The organism is Paraburkholderia sp. BL18I3N2 (assembly GCF_003001875.1).
In the GTDB taxonomy this organism is placed as follows: domain Bacteria; phylum Pseudomonadota; class Gammaproteobacteria; order Burkholderiales; family Burkholderiaceae; genus Paraburkholderia; species Paraburkholderia phytofirmans.
This window is the reverse complement of record NZ_PVNC01000013.1, coordinates 133,595-147,336: the sequence shown is the minus strand read 5'-3', so window position 1 is coordinate 147,336 and position 13,742 is coordinate 133,595. Positions and strand designations below refer to the sequence as shown.

General features: G+C 64.4%; 16 protein-coding genes. 7 read left to right on the top strand and 9 right to left on the bottom strand.

All coding sequences use genetic code 11. The features are described from left to right. Nucleotides 1-8: 8 nt before the first annotated feature. Together B0G75_RS27890 and B0G75_RS27885 are read left to right on the top strand one after the other, a co-directional pair. Complete coding sequence (locus tag B0G75_RS27890) at nucleotides 9-1,433, top strand: cytochrome c (RefSeq protein ID WP_106313312.1); 1,425 nt, start codon at nucleotides 9-11, stop codon at nucleotides 1,431-1,433. A gap of 144 nt (nucleotides 1,434-1,577) precedes the next feature. After that, a complete protein-coding gene (locus B0G75_RS27885; protein WP_181309368.1) occupies nucleotides 1,578-2,315 on the top strand; it encodes a metallophosphoesterase in 738 nt (245 codons plus the stop codon). Between the two features lie 125 nt (nucleotides 2,316-2,440). Here B0G75_RS27885 and B0G75_RS27880 read toward each other — a convergent pair whose 3' ends face one another. Continuing rightward, nucleotides 2,441-3,142, bottom strand: coding sequence for an RES family NAD+ phosphorylase (locus tag B0G75_RS27880; protein ID WP_106313310.1), 702 nt, complete (start codon nucleotides 3,140-3,142; stop codon nucleotides 2,441-2,443). After that, nucleotides 3,139-3,576 carry an MbcA/ParS/Xre antitoxin family protein gene (locus tag B0G75_RS27875; protein WP_106313309.1) on the bottom strand — a complete coding sequence of 146 codons (438 nt, stop codon included), beginning with the start codon at nucleotides 3,574-3,576 and terminating at the stop codon, nucleotides 3,139-3,141. The genes B0G75_RS27880 and B0G75_RS27875 overlap by 4 nt, the downstream gene beginning before the upstream one ends. A 112-nt stretch (nucleotides 3,577-3,688) precedes the next feature. Between B0G75_RS27875 and B0G75_RS27870 the strand changes: the two genes are divergently transcribed. Next, nucleotides 3,689-4,312, top strand: a complete 624-nt coding sequence (locus tag B0G75_RS27870) for a hypothetical protein (protein ID WP_106313308.1) — start codon at nucleotides 3,689-3,691, stop codon at nucleotides 4,310-4,312. Nucleotides 4,313-4,319: 7 nt separating this feature from the next. Here B0G75_RS27870 and B0G75_RS27865 read toward each other — a convergent pair whose 3' ends face one another. Together B0G75_RS27865 and B0G75_RS27860 are read right to left on the bottom strand one after the other, a co-directional pair. Beyond that, nucleotides 4,320-5,243 carry an HTH-type transcriptional regulator ArgP gene (locus B0G75_RS27865; protein WP_106313307.1) on the bottom strand — a complete coding sequence of 308 codons (924 nt, stop codon included), beginning with the start codon at nucleotides 5,241-5,243 and terminating at the stop codon, nucleotides 4,320-4,322. 84 nt (nucleotides 5,244-5,327) lie between these two features. Further along, on the bottom strand, nucleotides 5,328-6,179 hold the full coding sequence (locus tag B0G75_RS27860) for a LysR family transcriptional regulator (RefSeq protein ID WP_106313306.1): 852 nt from the start codon (nucleotides 6,177-6,179) through the stop codon (nucleotides 5,328-5,330). Between the two features lie 101 nt (nucleotides 6,180-6,280). On the opposite strand from B0G75_RS27860, the gene B0G75_RS27855 reads away from it, so the two are divergent. Then, nucleotides 6,281-6,664, top strand: a complete 384-nt coding sequence (locus B0G75_RS27855) for a tautomerase family protein (RefSeq protein ID WP_106313305.1) — start codon at nucleotides 6,281-6,283, stop codon at nucleotides 6,662-6,664. A 71-nt stretch (nucleotides 6,665-6,735) separates the two neighbouring features. On the opposite strand, the gene B0G75_RS27850 is transcribed toward B0G75_RS27855, so the two are convergent. Beyond that, nucleotides 6,736-7,530 (bottom strand): SDR family NAD(P)-dependent oxidoreductase, encoded by a 795-nt coding sequence (locus B0G75_RS27850; protein WP_106313304.1) that lies wholly within the window; start codon nucleotides 7,528-7,530, stop codon nucleotides 6,736-6,738. A 202-nt stretch (nucleotides 7,531-7,732) separates the two neighbouring features. Between B0G75_RS27850 and B0G75_RS27845 the strand changes: the two genes are divergently transcribed. Continuing rightward, a complete protein-coding gene (locus B0G75_RS27845; protein WP_106313303.1) occupies nucleotides 7,733-8,569 on the top strand; it encodes a TOBE domain-containing protein in 837 nt (278 codons plus the stop codon). 170 nt (nucleotides 8,570-8,739) lie between these two features. On the opposite strand, the gene B0G75_RS27840 is transcribed toward B0G75_RS27845, so the two are convergent. The 4 genes from B0G75_RS27840 to B0G75_RS27825 all read right to left on the bottom strand — a co-directional run bounded on the left by B0G75_RS27840 (nucleotide 8,740) and on the right by B0G75_RS27825 (nucleotide 11,751). Beyond that, a complete protein-coding gene (locus B0G75_RS27840; RefSeq protein WP_106313302.1) occupies nucleotides 8,740-9,441 on the bottom strand; it encodes a sulfate/molybdate ABC transporter ATP-binding protein in 702 nt (233 codons plus the stop codon). Between the two features lies 1 nt (nucleotide 9,442). After that, a complete protein-coding gene (gene modB, locus B0G75_RS27835; RefSeq protein ID WP_106313301.1) occupies nucleotides 9,443-10,117 on the bottom strand; it encodes a molybdate ABC transporter permease subunit in 675 nt (224 codons plus the stop codon). A 23-nt stretch (nucleotides 10,118-10,140) separates the two neighbouring features. After that, nucleotides 10,141-10,914, bottom strand: a complete 774-nt coding sequence (gene modA, locus B0G75_RS27830) for a molybdate ABC transporter substrate-binding protein (RefSeq protein WP_106313300.1) — start codon at nucleotides 10,912-10,914, stop codon at nucleotides 10,141-10,143. Nucleotides 10,915-11,049: 135 nt separating this feature from the next. Next, complete coding sequence (locus B0G75_RS27825; protein ID WP_106313299.1) at nucleotides 11,050-11,751, bottom strand: phosphatase PAP2 family protein; 702 nt, start codon at nucleotides 11,749-11,751, stop codon at nucleotides 11,050-11,052. 433 nt (nucleotides 11,752-12,184) lie between these two features. Here B0G75_RS27825 and B0G75_RS27820 point away from each other — a divergent pair, with 433 nt between their 5' ends. Continuing rightward, a complete protein-coding gene (locus B0G75_RS27820) occupies nucleotides 12,185-13,381 on the top strand; it encodes a PHB depolymerase family esterase (protein ID WP_106313298.1) in 1,197 nt (398 codons plus the stop codon). A gap of 107 nt (nucleotides 13,382-13,488) precedes the next feature. Beyond that, nucleotides 13,489-13,665: a DUF3563 family protein gene (locus B0G75_RS27815; protein ID WP_095422103.1), complete on the top strand. Its 177-nt coding sequence runs from the start codon at nucleotides 13,489-13,491 to the stop codon at nucleotides 13,663-13,665. Nucleotides 13,666-13,742: the final 77 nt, after the last annotated feature.

Genomic DNA, 13,742 nt, shown 5'->3' with positions numbered 1-13,742 from the left:
GAGCCACAATGACGAAGAACACCTCTCGCGTGCAGCCGCTCGATGCACAGGTGCGGAACGCCCGCCGCCGCCACCTCAGCGTCGCGACGCTGGCTGCGGTTTTTTCGCTGTTCGCGCTGTATGTCGCCTGGTATGAGGCGCACGGTCCCAACACGCCACGCAGCGATGAACTGCCGATCACCCAGGCCCGCGCCGACGACGCCTCGCAAGCGGTCAACGGCGCGGCCGTGCCGACGACGGCGGCCGGCAGCGACCTGGTCAAGCGCGGCGAATACCTTGCGCGCCTGGGCGATTGCGTGGCGTGCCATACGGCGGACAAAGCGCGGCCCTTCGCGGGCGGCCTGCCGATCAACACGCCGTTCGGCACTATCGTGACGCCGAACATCACGCCCGATCCGGATACGGGCATCGGTCAATGGAGCGACGCCGATTTTCTGCGCGCCATGCATGAGGGCATCGGCAAAGGCGGCGAGCGGCTGTATCCGGCCTTCCCCTACGCGGAGTACACCAAGGTCACCGATCAGGACGTGCTGGCCATTCGCGCGTATCTGAACACGCTCACGCCGATCCACTACACGCCGCTGGGCAACAGCCTGAATTTCCCGTTCAATCAACGCTGGCTGATGGTGTTCTGGAACCTGTTCAATTTCACCGAGGGCCGTTTCGTACCCGATCCCAAGCAAAGCGCCGAATTGAACCGCGGCGCGTATCTGGTGCAAGGGCTCGCGCATTGCGAGGAATGTCATACGCCGCGCAATTTCACGCAGGGTTTGAAGTCGAGCGCGCGTTTCTCCGGCGCGGTGCAGGCCGGCTGGCACGCGTACAACATCACGTCGGACAAAAACAGCGGCGTGGGCAACTGGAGCGACGACGAACTGGTGTCGTATCTGTCGACCGGTGCGGCGCCGGGCCGTGCCAATGCGGCCGGTCCGATGGCCGAAGTGGTGACCGACAGTACGCAATATCTGACGCGTGCAGATCTCGGCTCGATCGTTGCGTATCTGCGCGCGGTGCCGCCGATCAGCGGCGGCGAATTGCGCCCGCGCGACCAGTGGGGCAATCCCGCCGACGACGTCACGGCGCTGCGCGGCACCGCCGTCCATGCCGTCAACGGTGCGCAACTGTTCGTCGCCAATTGCGCGAGCTGCCATGGCTGGACGGGGCAAGGCGTGGGTGCGAGCGCGCCGGGGGCGTATCCATCGCTGATTCATAACTCGGCGGTGGGCGCGAGCGATGCCAACAATCTGGCGATGGTGATTCTGCACGGCGTTACTCGTACGACAAAACAGGCGGACGTGTTGATGCCCGCATTCGCCGGTCAACTCACCGACGACCAGGTGGCCGCCATCACCAACTATGTGACCAAACAGTTCGGCAATCCCCAGTCCACAGTGACGGCCGATCAAGTCGGCAAATTGCGAACTCGGCAATAGTGACCACGCAGACGGGTATTTCCAGTAAGGCCTGCCGGAAACAGGCCGCTTTTGCGATGATTTGCGTCATTCCCGGCCTCCACGGCGCCAGGAAACGATGGGCAGCGCGCATACGAATCGCGGATGCCGCATTATCATGGACTCATGGCTACCGTACTCGTCAATTCCGTTCAGCATCACCCGGCCAATCAGAGCGGCCGCGACTTCGTGGTCGGCGACCTGCATGGCTGCGTCGATGCATTGCGCTATCTGCTGAGCGTGATCACGTTCGATCCGACGCGGGACCGGTTGTTTTCGGTCGGCGATCTGGTGGACCGCGGAGAGAATTCGGAACTGGCTTTGGCGCTGCTCGACAAGCCGTGGTTCTTCCCTGTGCTCGGCAATCATGAGGACACGCTGTGCGCCGTCGCCGACGGACGCTTGCGGCGCCAGTGGTGGTATGGAATCGGCGGCATCTGGGCGGCGCAATTGTCCGACGAGCGCTTGCAGCACTACGCGGAAGTTTTGCGCGGGTTGCCGCTTGTGCGCGTGGTCGGCAGCGGCAAGGAGCGCTTCAATGTTCTGCATGCCGAATTTTTCGGCTCGGACGCGGAGCTCGACTCGGGCAATTTCTCCGACGAAACCCGCCAGCGATTGCTATGGGGCCGCGACCTCGCGCTGGGCAATAGCGATCCGCAGCGGCAGCGCGGACTCTCGCTGACTTATTGCGGCCACACGCCGATGCGCGACATCAAGCAAATCGGCTCGCAGCTGTTCATCGACACCGGTGCGTTCGGGCCTGGCGGCAAGCTTACGATCGTGGAGCCGCTCGCATTGAGGCGCTGGTCGGTCTCGACCGAAGAAGCGCGCGCGGAAGGCGCGGCGGCGCTGGCGCTGCCTTGACGGCGGGCGACGCGCGTGGGCCAGACGTCGGCCACTTATTGGCTGTCCATGTGCCACACACCGGTCACGCATCAGCTACGCACCGGTCGCGTATCAGTCAAGCATCGGCCATTCAGGCCGCGCGATCAGCCGACCTGGCTGAGTTCGAACACCATATCCACGCTCGTGCCGTTCCAGTTGTATTCCAGATACGCCGCGTGATGGCAGTCGCGCAGCAGCATGGTTTTGAAAGCGGCGAGGCATTCGCCGCCGTCATCTCGAACCGACGGATACACAATTCCCGGCGCACCCGCCTCGCGGACGGTGCGGCCGAGCGACTGTCCGGCCAGGTAGTCGTCCGGTGAGAGCACCGCGAGATCCACCGACGTGTCGCCGCGAATGTCCACCACGTTGCCTTGCGCGACGACGGTATAGAGGCGCATCTGCTGGCGCATGGGCGGCTCGGCCGTCGCTTCCAGAAATTTCCCCGTGTGATAACGCGTTTCGGCGATCGCGGTGGCGCGTGAGCGGGCGCAATAAAACACGCCGTACGTGCCGTCCGAGAAACGGCTGCCGAGCGGATTCAGATGCGTCAACGCGGCCATGATCGGCCCGTAGCCCGGTCCGAAGCGGCGCTCCTCGCGCGGCACCAGATCGAGTTCGCCGACTTCGGTGCGCAGGCGGTCGTTGGTCATCGCTTCGAGCGCGTACAGCGCGTCGAAATCTTCCGGCGAGGCAACCCGGTCGAACAGATTGACGGCCGGAAAGCGCGTCGGAATCACGCGATACGCGGGCGACCAATCGAGCGGCGCCGTGCGCCAGCGGTCCTGCCAATGCGGTTGTGTCACGCCCAGCCGCCTCGCATTGCGTCGAGATACTGGCGCACGGCCACGAGGTCGCTGATGTTGCCCGCCAGCATGCGGTCCAGCGCGCGGCGGCCGCCGAACGGCGGCGCGCTGTTGGGGCGTTTGATCCAGGCGTCGGCGGCGCTGGCTTGCGGCAGCAGGATTTGCAATGCCTTGTAGATGCCGAGCAGCAGCGACAGGCGTTCGAGCGTGTCGCGCGCGAGACGGGCCGTTTCAGGCGCCGCCTTCCATTTGAAATAGGTGGAGCGGCCCGGCGAACCGAGCAGCACGATCTGTTCTTCCGCGCTCAAGTCCCAGTCGCGCGCAATGTTGAAGAACGCGCGTAGACCCGCCGCGGACATCTCCGTTAGCGTGGGTTCCGAAACCGGCCGACGAATCGGCGCTTCGGGTTGGGTGGCGCGGGCAGCGTGAGCCATGAGCGGGTAAGTCCTAATTTGTACTTGAAATTTATATTAGTCTAAATATGGATTTTAGCAAGAGAATATAATCCTCGCTCGTCACAAAGTCGAAGATCAGGAGAAGCAGGAGATGGGCGTTCGAGCAGTAGCAGCAGGAGCGGCGCTTGCCGTGTGGTGTGTGTCGGGCGCGGCGACGGCCGCAGGTTATGCCGAAGTGTGGAATCCGCCCGAGGCGAGCGGGCATGCCGCCAGCCAGACAAAGACGAAGCCGGGGGCGGTCAAGGTCAAGTCTGATACCGGTTCGAAGACGGCGTCGAAGGCCGTTTCAAAGTCCGCTGCGAAAGCCGCCTCGAGGCACGTCGCAGCGGCGACAGCACACGGTAATCAGCCCGCAGCGCATGCCGGCGTGAACAAGGTGGCCGCCAAGGGCGCCACGAAGAGCGGGGCCAACGCCACGCACACAGGCAAAGCCGGATCGAAAGCGGCCGTGGTTGCGCACGGTAAAAAGCCGCACGCGCAGTTGGTCCAGACCAAAGCGGGCCAGGGCAAGGTCGTGCGCGCAAATCTGGTGGTCCCGGTTCGTCAGGCTCATCCGCAAACGGCCAAGGTCGCGGCGAAAACCGCCGCGGCGAAACCGGCTGCATCTCACGTGAATGGGCCGGCGTCATCCGCAAACGTTAGCGCCAATCCGGCGAACGCAACGAGCAATCCCGCCACCGCCAGCAGCGGTTCGCTGCCGCCGATCCTTCACTGATCCGCAATCAGGCGGCGCGTTTGCGTTTCGGTTTGCCGCCCGGCGGCCCCAACGCCGTGCGTCCAAGTTCGACGATGCGCGCCGACAGCTTTTCCAGGCGCGGCGACTGGACCTTCCACGCGTGCCAGTACAGTTCGACATCGGTGGGCTGCTTCGGCGCCAGGTCGATCAGCTCGCCGCGCTCGACGGCATCGCCGAATTCCAGTTCGGGCACCATGCCGTACGCGAGGCCGCGCTGAATGGCCATGTAACGCGGCACCGGCGCGGGCACGTAGTGACAGGGATAGGCTTCCGGCGGCAGGCCGAAGCGCGTCTCGAGAAAGCGCGCCTGCAATGCGTCCTTGCGCGAAGACAGGATCACCGGCGCGCGGCGGGCGCTTTCGCGTGTCAAGCCATTCGGAAACCACCGCGCCACGAACGCGGCCGACGCCACCAGCCGGTAACGCATGCCGCCGAGCCGCTCGGCGAAACAACCGCGCATGGGCGCCGGTTCGGTGGTGATGCAACCGATCGCGAGGCCCGAAGCGAGCAGGGCGTGCGTGTGATCCTGGTCGTCGACGGTCAGGTCGAGCAGCACGTTTTCCTGCAGCAGGATTTCGGAGAGGGCGGGGAAAAACCACGTTGACAGCGTATCCGCGTTGACGGCGGCGGCGACGCTGAGGAGCGCCTCGTTCGCGCCTGCCAGATCGCTCGCGAAATCGTCTTCGAGCAGGGCTGCGCGCCGCAGATATTGCAGCAGACGCTGGCCCATCTGCGTCGCGCGGCATGGTCGCGTGCGCACGATCAGCGGATTGCCGAGGCGTGTTTCGAGCGCCCGCACACGTTGCGAAACCGCCGACGACGTGAGGTTCAGCCGCACGGCGGCCTGTTCGAAGCTGCCGGTTTCGATGACCGCGCGGACGGCGGCGGTTTGTCGGGGGTCGAGGTCCACGGATCTACTTTCAGAGGGTTATCTTTTCTAGCTTAAGCGAAAGGCAGCGAAATTCATCCGCACGCGAGGGCGTGACTTGTTAGGTCATTGCATCGCCAACCCATTCGTCACCAACCGCAACGTCTCCGCCGACCGCTCGTCTCTCACCCGCGAATGCAGCGTCACGCGCGACTCCGGTAGCGTCGGCAAACCTAGCCGCGGGCCGACGTCGATGAGCCCGCGCGGCGCCACGCGGCGCGCCAGTGGCGACACCGCCAGTCCTGCCGCCACGGCCGCGCCGACGGCCGCCACGCCGCCACCGACGAACACCTCCTGCCAGCCGACGCCTGCCTGCACGAGCGTTCGCAGCGCCACGTCGCGCACGTTGCACGGCGGGCTCAGCAGCGCGAGCGCCAGCGGCTCGCCGACTCGCGGCAGCCACGCCGGCGTGGCGAGCCAGCCGAGCGGTTCGCTGAAAAGCACGTGGGCGTCGTCGCGGGGAGGTTCGTCGGCGCCATAGCGGACGATCACGGCGTCGAGGCGGCGTTCATCGAATTGCGCAAGCAGCGCGGCCGACGTGCCCAGATGCAATTCGACCACCAGACCCGGGTCGTGCGCATTGAGCTTGCCGAGCAGAAGCGGCAAGTCCGGTCCCGCAACATGTTCGCTGAGCCCCAGCGCGAGCCGCCGGCGTTCCACCGACAGCGACCCCAGCGCGCGTTCATGCGCGTTCAGCAGGTCGCGCGCGGCGCTGAGGAACGCGTTGCCGTCGGCGGAAAGGCGCACCACGCGCGGCGTGCGCTCCAGCAATTGCTTGCCCAGATGGGCTTCCAGCCGCTTGAGCTTCAGACTGACGGCCGATTGGGTCGTGTCGAGCGCGTCCGCGGCACGCGTGAAGCTATGCAGGTCGGCGACCAGCACGAACGCTCGCACCGCATCGAGATCGAGAACTTTCATTTCCGATGAATATAGATGAAATCATCAATGATGTCTGTTAATTATGACTGAGTGCGCTTAAGCTGTCTTTACCCAATCAACGCAGCCAAGGAGATTTCATCATGCCGCTCACGCGAATCGCATTGCGCTCAGGCAAGCCCGTCGAATACCGGAAGGCGGTGACAGAGAGTATCCAGCGCGCGCTGGTGGACACTTTCAACGTGCCGAAGGACGACATCTTCATGCTGATCACCGAGCATGAGGCCGGCAATTTTGTGTACGACAATCAGTATCTGAACGTCGAGCGAAGCGACGATCTCGTGATCATTCAGATCACGCTGAACAACACCCGCACGCTCGAGATGAAAAAGGCGCTGTACAAGCGTATGGCTGACGAACTGGCGGAGTCGCCCGGGCTGCGACGAGAGGATGTATTCATCAACCTCGTCGAAGTGCTGAAGGAGAACTGGTCGTTCGGCAACGGAATCGCGCAGTACGCGCTGTGATGGCTGCGGCCGTCTTATGACGTGAAAACGGGCGGCCATGCCGCCCGTCGTTCATTGGAGAAGCGGCAACGTCACGCAATCGTATCGATCACGCCGCCGTCGACGCGCAGCGCCGCACCGGTCGTCGCCGAGGCCTGCGGCGAGCAGACATAGACGACCATGTTCGCCACTTCCTCGGTGGTGGCCGCGCGCTGAATGATCGAACTGCTTCGATGCTCGCGGACGAACTCCGTGGCGACCTGCTCGACGGTTTTGCCTTGCTCTTTGGCCGTTTCTTCGACCATCGAACGGAAGCCGTCGGACAAGGTCGGTCCGGGCAGCACGGCATTCACCGTCACGCCGCTGCCGGCCGCCTGTTTGGCGATGCCGCGCGCAATGCTCAGTTGCGCCGTCTTCGAGAAACCATAAGCGAGCATATCCGGCGGAATATTCAACCCGGACTCGGACGAGATGAACACCACGCGGCCCCATTTGCGCTCCATCATCCCTTTGAGGTAGTAGCGCGTGAGCCGTACGCCCGACATCACGTTGACCTGGAAGTAGCGTTCCCAGTCGTCGTCTTCGGTGCTGAAGATGTCGCCGGGTCCGAAGACGCCGAGATTGTTCACCAGAATATCCGCCTGCGGCACGGCTTTCGCCAACGCGTTGCAACCTTCCAGCGTGCCGAGGTCGCCCGCGAAGCCCTGCAACTTTGCTTGCGGCGCGGTCTTGCGGATCGTGTCGATCGCGCGGTCCACCGCCTCCTGCTTGCGTCCGTTGATGATGGTCAGCGCGCCGGCAGCGGCAATGCCGGTGGCGATGGCGAGGCCGATGCCCGCCGTGGATGCACTGACGATAGCGGTCTTGCCCGATAGATCGATGTTCACTGTCTTGCTCCTTGTTGATGTTGCAGCGCACCGGCCGTGGCCAGCCGCGCCGAAAATGCAAAGGGCCTGGCGTTCGAAGCGTCGAACTCGAAGTATCCCATCTATCCGTTTTCGAGGTCTGCCAGGTTAGCGGCCGGTGGCGCAGGCTCGCGTCGCTATAATCATTCGTCGTCCTTTCTTCGGTCATCGACCGCGCCTCGCCATGACATCCGACCGCACAGATCCTTCCCGCGAAACGCTTGAACTCGGCGGCTCGGTCTGGTTTCAGGCGGGCGCGCAGACGCTCGGCGGCGCGTCGCGGATCGCGCTGCTCGCGGCGATTGGCGAGACCGGCTCGATCACCAGCGCGGCGAAAGCTGTCGGCATCAGCTACAAAGGCGCGTGGGATGCCGTCGACACGATGAACAATCTCGCCGGCGAGCCGCTCGTGGTGCGCCTGACCGGCGGTAAGGGCGGCGGCGGCACCACGCTGACGCCACGCGCCGTCAAACTGATCGAGACGTTTCGCGCGGTCGAGCGCGAGCATCAACGCTTTCTCGAACGCGCGGGCGCGGCGATAGAAGGATTCGCGACGGACTGGGATCTGATCGGCCGCATCGGCGTAAAGACGAGTGCGCGCAATCAGCTCTATGGCACGGTGGTGGCGATCACGCGCGGCACCGTCAACGACGAAATCACGCTAACGCTGCCGGGCGGCCACGTGATCGTCTCGGTCATCACGCATGAAAGCACCGAGGCGCTGGGCCTCGCCGAGGGCGTGGCGGCGTTCGCGTTGATCAAGGCGTCGTGGGTCGTGCTGCTCGTCGACGACGCAAGCGGCGCGCCGCTCAAACTCTCGGCGCGCAATCAGTTGCGCGGCACGGTGCAGAGCGTGAAGCGCGGCGCGGTCAATGCCGAGGTGTCGTTGGTGCTGGAGGGCGGCGCGGTGATCACCGCGGTTGTCACCAATGGAAGCGTCGACACGCTTGGCCTTGTCGAAGGCGGAAGCGCCGTCGCGGCGTTCAAGGCGTCGAGCGTGATACTTGGCGTGAAGGACTGAGCGGGCGCGAAGCTAACTCCCGTTTGCCGATTGGACGCGGGAAGAGATCACGCTTGCCGTGAAGAGACTGAGCGTGCAAAGACCTCGCGCCTGGCTCGAAGGATTGGGCGTGAGAAGACTTCGCGTTTGGCGTGAAGAGAGCGAGCGTAGGGCTGGCTCGCTGTCCAGACTCAAGACTCGCTGCGCACATACCCCGCGAACGGATGATCCTCGCGTACGCAGCCGTCACTGACCTGCACAACCTGATCGCCAAAGGCGGCGACATCGTCGGGATCGTGCGTGATCAACACCATCGGAATATCGAGCCGCGTCTGCAGATCGGACAACTCACGACGCATGCGCTGACGCAAGGCGCTGTCGAGTGCCGAAAACGGTTCGTCCAGCAACAGCGCCTGAGGTTGCGCGACGAGCGCGCGCGCCAGCGCCACGCGCTGCTTTTGTCCACCGGAAAGCTGCGCCGGATGATTACCCGCCACGCTCTTCAATTCCAGCGCATCGAGCCAGTAATCGATTTGCGGATGCGCGATGCGCTTGCGCGGATTGAGCCAGCCCTGCTGCAAGCCGAAGCCGATGTTCTGCCGCACGTTCAGATGCGGAAATAGCGCGTAGTCCTGAAACAGGTAGGCGAGCTTGCGCGCTTGCGGTTTCAGATCGACGCCGCGCGCGCTGTCGAACAGCGCATTGCCACGCAGCGTGATCGAGCCTTCGTCGGGACGCAGCAGGCCGGCGATAGCCTGCAAGGTCAGACTCTTGCCCGCTCCCGATGGTCCGAACAGTACGACGCGTTGCGAGGTGGCCTTGAAGGCGACGTCGAGCGTGAAGCGGCGCTCGGCGCTCTGGAAGGTCTTGCGGATGTCGACGGCGAGCAGCATATCAACCCGACTTCAACAGGGTGTGCTGCGGCACGAGACGCCCCGCGAGCAACAGGATCACGACGCACGTCACCGAGGTCACGAGCACGAGGAAATTCGCGGTACTGTCGTCGCCGGCTTGCACCGCCGAGTAAACTGCCACCGACAGCGTTTGCGTGCGGCCCGGCAGATTGCCCGCGATCATCAGCGTCGCGCCGAATTCGCCGAGCGCCCGCGCGAAAGCCAGCAGGCCGCCGGCGAGGATGCCGCGCGCGGCGAGCGGCAGCGTCACGCGAAAAAACACGGCCGTTTCGCTGACGCCGAGCGTGCGCGCGGCCCGTTCGAGTTGCGGATCGACGGCCTCGAAGGCGGCGCGCGCCGATTTCAGCACGAGCGGAAAGGCCACGACCGTCGACGCGATCACCGCGCCCTGCCAGGTGAATACCAACTGGATATCGAAACCGTCGAGCCAGCCGCCGATCACACCTCGCCGTCCGAGCAGGACGAGCAGGTAATAGCCGAGCACGGTGGGCGGCATGACGAGCGGCAGCATCAGCAGCGAATCGATCACGTCGCGCGCGCCGGAGCGCCAGCGCGACAAACCGAAGCCCGCGGCGACGCCGAATACCAGATTGAGCGCGGTGGCCCAGCCCGCCACTTTCAACGATAGCAAGAGCGGAATCCAGGCTTGTTGCATGAGCGTGCGTCGTCCTGGTGATGTCAGTGCGCGGGCTTGAAGCCGTACTTCGCGAGCACGCCCTGGCCGGCCGGCGACAGCACGAAGTTCATGAACGCTTGCGCGTCCGCGGCATGGCGGCTGCCTTCCACTTGCGCGATCGGATAGGTGATCGGCGTTTGCGTCGGCACGTTCAGCGCGACCTTGACCTTGCCCGGCATGACGGCGGCGTCGGTACTGAACACGAAGCCGGCGTCGACTTCGCCACGCGATACGTAGTCGAGGCTTTGACGGACGTTCGACGCCAGCACGGCTTTGGCGCTCACGGCATCCCACACGCCCGCGGCCTGCAGTGCACCTTGGGTGTAGCGGCCGACCGGCACGGACGCCGGATCGCCGTACGCCACGCGCTTCACATTCGCCGACGTCAGATCGTTCAGCGCGGCCGGCGCGAAATGGCTGTCGGTCGGCACGATCAGCACCAGCGCATTGGCGGCGAAGTCCTTGCGTGTAGCCGGCACGATCACTTTTTCCGCGGCGGCCTTGTCCATGGCTTTTTGATCCGCGGATGCGAACACGTCGGCAGGCGCGCCCTTGACGATCTGCTGCATCAGCACGTCGGAGGCGCCGAAGTTCAACAGCACCTTGGTGCCCGGATGCTGCTGCTCGAATACTTCGCTGACCGCCTTGAACGCGTTGGTCAGGCTGGCGGCGGCGGAGACCACCAGTTCGTCGGCGCGCGCATTGGCGCTGATCGCGACGGAGACGGCGCTGGCGACGAACAATGCTTGCTTCAGAAGGCGGCGGGAGAGTGTCATGAAAGCTTGGAAGTCCGGCGTGAACCGGATCGGCGGGTTAAACCGCTATCGTAATATATGACAGGTTATAACGGTGACCCATGACAATTATTCAGCCGTGCGCATGACGCGGTGTATCGAATAATGGGAGTTGGTTCAGACGTCGGACGAATGCGGCGGTGCCAGCGTGTTGAGCGTTTGCGACAGCGGCGCCATGGCCGGCCGGACCTCGCGCACCGCCTTCCACTTTGCGCGAATGAACGGCCGGTCATGACCGGACACTTTCAGTGCGATATGCGTGACCCAGCGCTGCGTCGGCACGTGCACACCGTGCGCCAGCACCGCGAGGACCATCATGCTGACGGCGACGGGCAGGGCCGACAACCGGCCCGGCTCCGCATGCCACGCGAGACGAACGAACACCAGCGCCGCCAAGGCACCGGTCAGACAGCCGGTAATGGCTTCAGACGGCGAGTGAGCGCTCAGCACGATGCGCGACAAACCCACCGCGATCCCGGCAGCGAGGCCGAGCAGCACGCCGGCCAGACGGATGGCCGGACGCGTCGGCAAAAGCATGACGAACAGCACGACCGGATAGACCGCGGTGGACAGCATGGCATGACCGCTGACGCCGGTGAAGTCCAGTTCGCGCACGCCGACGCCCCAGCCGAGGAACGCCAGCTTCGTCACCGTCACGATGCCGATGGCCGCGCCGAGCAGCAGCAGCCAGCCCGCCGCCATGCGCCACGTGTAGCCGACCGCCAGCCACAGCGCAATGGCGAACGCGAGCGGCAGCGTCATGCCGGCGCCGCCGAGGCTGGTGATCGAATACCAAAGGTGGGCAGTCAAATCGGGCATGGCAAAAGGCGCGACCAAGGCCGCGTAGAATCGGGTTGGTGGTGAATTAACGCACGAGCGGCGCAAGTCGCCGACTCGGCCGGCGCGGCGAAGTCCGTGCGGCGGAGAATCATGCGCCAGTATAGTCGGGTGCTGCAGGGCGGTTGCACTGCGCGCGAGACTTTTTGCCGCTGGGAGTTGGCTTGCGAACAAGCGGGAAAGTTTCTGCCGGCAACCGGCAAACAAAGTGACAATCAAGCGGCAAACGAACAGCGGACGAGCCTTGCGGGGCTTTGACGCCGGCCTCGTGACAAAGTTCGCTGGGCGGAAATCGCGGTCCGGGATAGCATTCCGGGGTGCCAGCATCGCATGAGGATTGGTGTTATTGTGCATTGCACAACAAAGTACCGTTCTTCCGGACGGACCCTGTCCCTTTTTGCGAGGTTTTCCGCCAATGGCAAAAAGTCTATCGAAAATCTGGCTGCGCGGTCTCAAGCGCCTGCTCGCGATCCAGACCGAGCACGCCCGCAAGACCACCAAGCGCACCACGACGCGACCGGCCCGCCCCGCCACCAGTAAGCCGTCCACCAAAGTTCGCCCGATCAAGCCGGCCGCGGCCGTGCGCGCGCCCGTCAAACGCGAGGTGCCGCGCGCCGCTGCTCGTGAATCACGGGTGCGTCCGCGCGCGTCGGCATGGGCGAGCGGGTCGTGGACGCGCTCCTTCCACTCGGCGCCTGCCGCGCCCGGCCGGCTGGTCAACCACCTTCAATACGGCTTGTATATTCCGACGGGCCATGCGCTCGAAGCCATGCCGCTGGTGGTGATGCTGCACGGCTGCACGCAGTCGATCGATGAATTCGCCGAAGGCACGCGGATGAACGTGCTCGCCGACCGTTTCGGTTTTGCCGTGGTTTATCCGGAACAGTCGAAGCACGTGCATTCGCACCGCTGCTGGCATTGGTACGACGCAGGCGAAAGCGCCGGCGGCGCCGAAGCGCGCGCGGTGGTCTCGCTGGTGGATGCGCTGGTCGCGCAGCACGGATTCGACAGCGAGCGCGTGTATGTCGCTGGAATTTCCGCTGGCGCCGGCCTGACGGCGCTGCTCGCCCTCCATCATCCGGAGCATTTCGCGGCGGTCGCGCTGCACTCCGGCCCTGCTTTTGGCGAGGCGCGTTCCGGCATTATGGCGATGGACGTAATGCGGCGCGGCGCGCGCCGCGAACCGGCCGAACTGGTCGACGAAGCCGCCGACGTGGCGCGTTACCCTGGCATGCCGGCCCTCATCATCCACGGCGACGCCGACCATGTGGTCTCGCCGGTCAATGCCGACCAGCTGGCGGTACAGTTTCTCCGCCTGAACCGCATCGTCGACCAGAACGGCGCGCGCAAATCAGGCGAAGTCCGCGAAGACCGCAAAGGCGGCGTGGTCATGCGCGACTATCTGCGCGGCGGGCGGCGTGTGGTCCGGCTGTGCCGTGTGCAAGGGCTCGCCCATGCCTGGAGCGGCGGCGACGACGCTGTGCCGTTTCATTCCGCCAAAGGTCCCGACGCAAGCGCCATGGTGTGGGAATTCTTCAAGCATCAGCGCCGCACAGGCGCGGGCCGTATCGCTGAAGCCGACGTCGCAGCGGCCTCCGCGGGCGCGCGTTGACGATGAAACAACATTTCGAAATGAGTACTGGCGTGTTCCTAGGGTTTTCCCTATAATACGGGTTATCCCTTAGGAGTTAACGCCTAAACTCATTGTCGAGGTTGACCATGTACCTGCTTAGCCGCCTGTTTCTGTTTCTGACCAAATCGCCCGATCAACTCGCGAAAGAACGCGCTGACGCTTTCCTCGCTGAAGCGACCGATCTGTACGATCTGGAATTCCGTATGCGCAAGCTGGACCGTGAGGCGAACGTCCGCCAACCGTCGTGGATGACCCAGCACTAAGTTGCATCGGTTAAAGCATCGGCGCGAATTGCAACGCCGGTGTTCAGGGTGAGGCGCCCAAGCTGTCGCAAGTCGTT

Coding starts and splice junctions, on each gene's coding strand:
- B0G75_RS27890 (WP_106313312.1), top strand. CDS start 9: ATGACGAAGAACACCTCTCGCGTGCAGCCGCTCGATGCACAGGTGCGG.
- B0G75_RS27885 (WP_181309368.1), top strand. CDS start 1,578: ATGGCTACCGTACTCGTCAATTCCGTTCAGCATCACCCGGCCAATCAG.
- B0G75_RS27875 (WP_106313309.1), bottom strand. CDS start 3,576: ATGGCTCACGCTGCCCGCGCCACCCAACCCGAAGCGCCGATTCGTCGG.
- B0G75_RS27870 (WP_106313308.1), top strand. CDS start 3,689: ATGGGCGTTCGAGCAGTAGCAGCAGGAGCGGCGCTTGCCGTGTGGTGT.
- B0G75_RS27860 (WP_106313306.1), bottom strand. CDS start 6,179: ATGAAAGTTCTCGATCTCGATGCGGTGCGAGCGTTCGTGCTGGTCGCC.
- B0G75_RS27855 (WP_106313305.1), top strand. CDS start 6,281: ATGCCGCTCACGCGAATCGCATTGCGCTCAGGCAAGCCCGTCGAATAC.
- B0G75_RS27845 (WP_106313303.1), top strand. CDS start 7,733: ATGACATCCGACCGCACAGATCCTTCCCGCGAAACGCTTGAACTCGGC.
- B0G75_RS27840 (WP_106313302.1), bottom strand. CDS start 9,441: ATGCTGCTCGCCGTCGACATCCGCAAGACCTTCCAGAGCGCCGAGCGC.
- modB (WP_106313301.1), bottom strand. CDS start 10,117: ATGCAACAAGCCTGGATTCCGCTCTTGCTATCGTTGAAAGTGGCGGGC.
- modA (WP_106313300.1), bottom strand. CDS start 10,914: ATGACACTCTCCCGCCGCCTTCTGAAGCAAGCATTGTTCGTCGCCAGC.
- B0G75_RS27825 (WP_106313299.1), bottom strand. CDS start 11,751: ATGCCCGATTTGACTGCCCACCTTTGGTATTCGATCACCAGCCTCGGC.
- B0G75_RS27820 (WP_106313298.1), top strand. CDS start 12,185: ATGGCAAAAAGTCTATCGAAAATCTGGCTGCGCGGTCTCAAGCGCCTG.
- B0G75_RS27815 (WP_095422103.1), top strand. CDS start 13,489: ATGTACCTGCTTAGCCGCCTGTTTCTGTTTCTGACCAAATCGCCCGAT.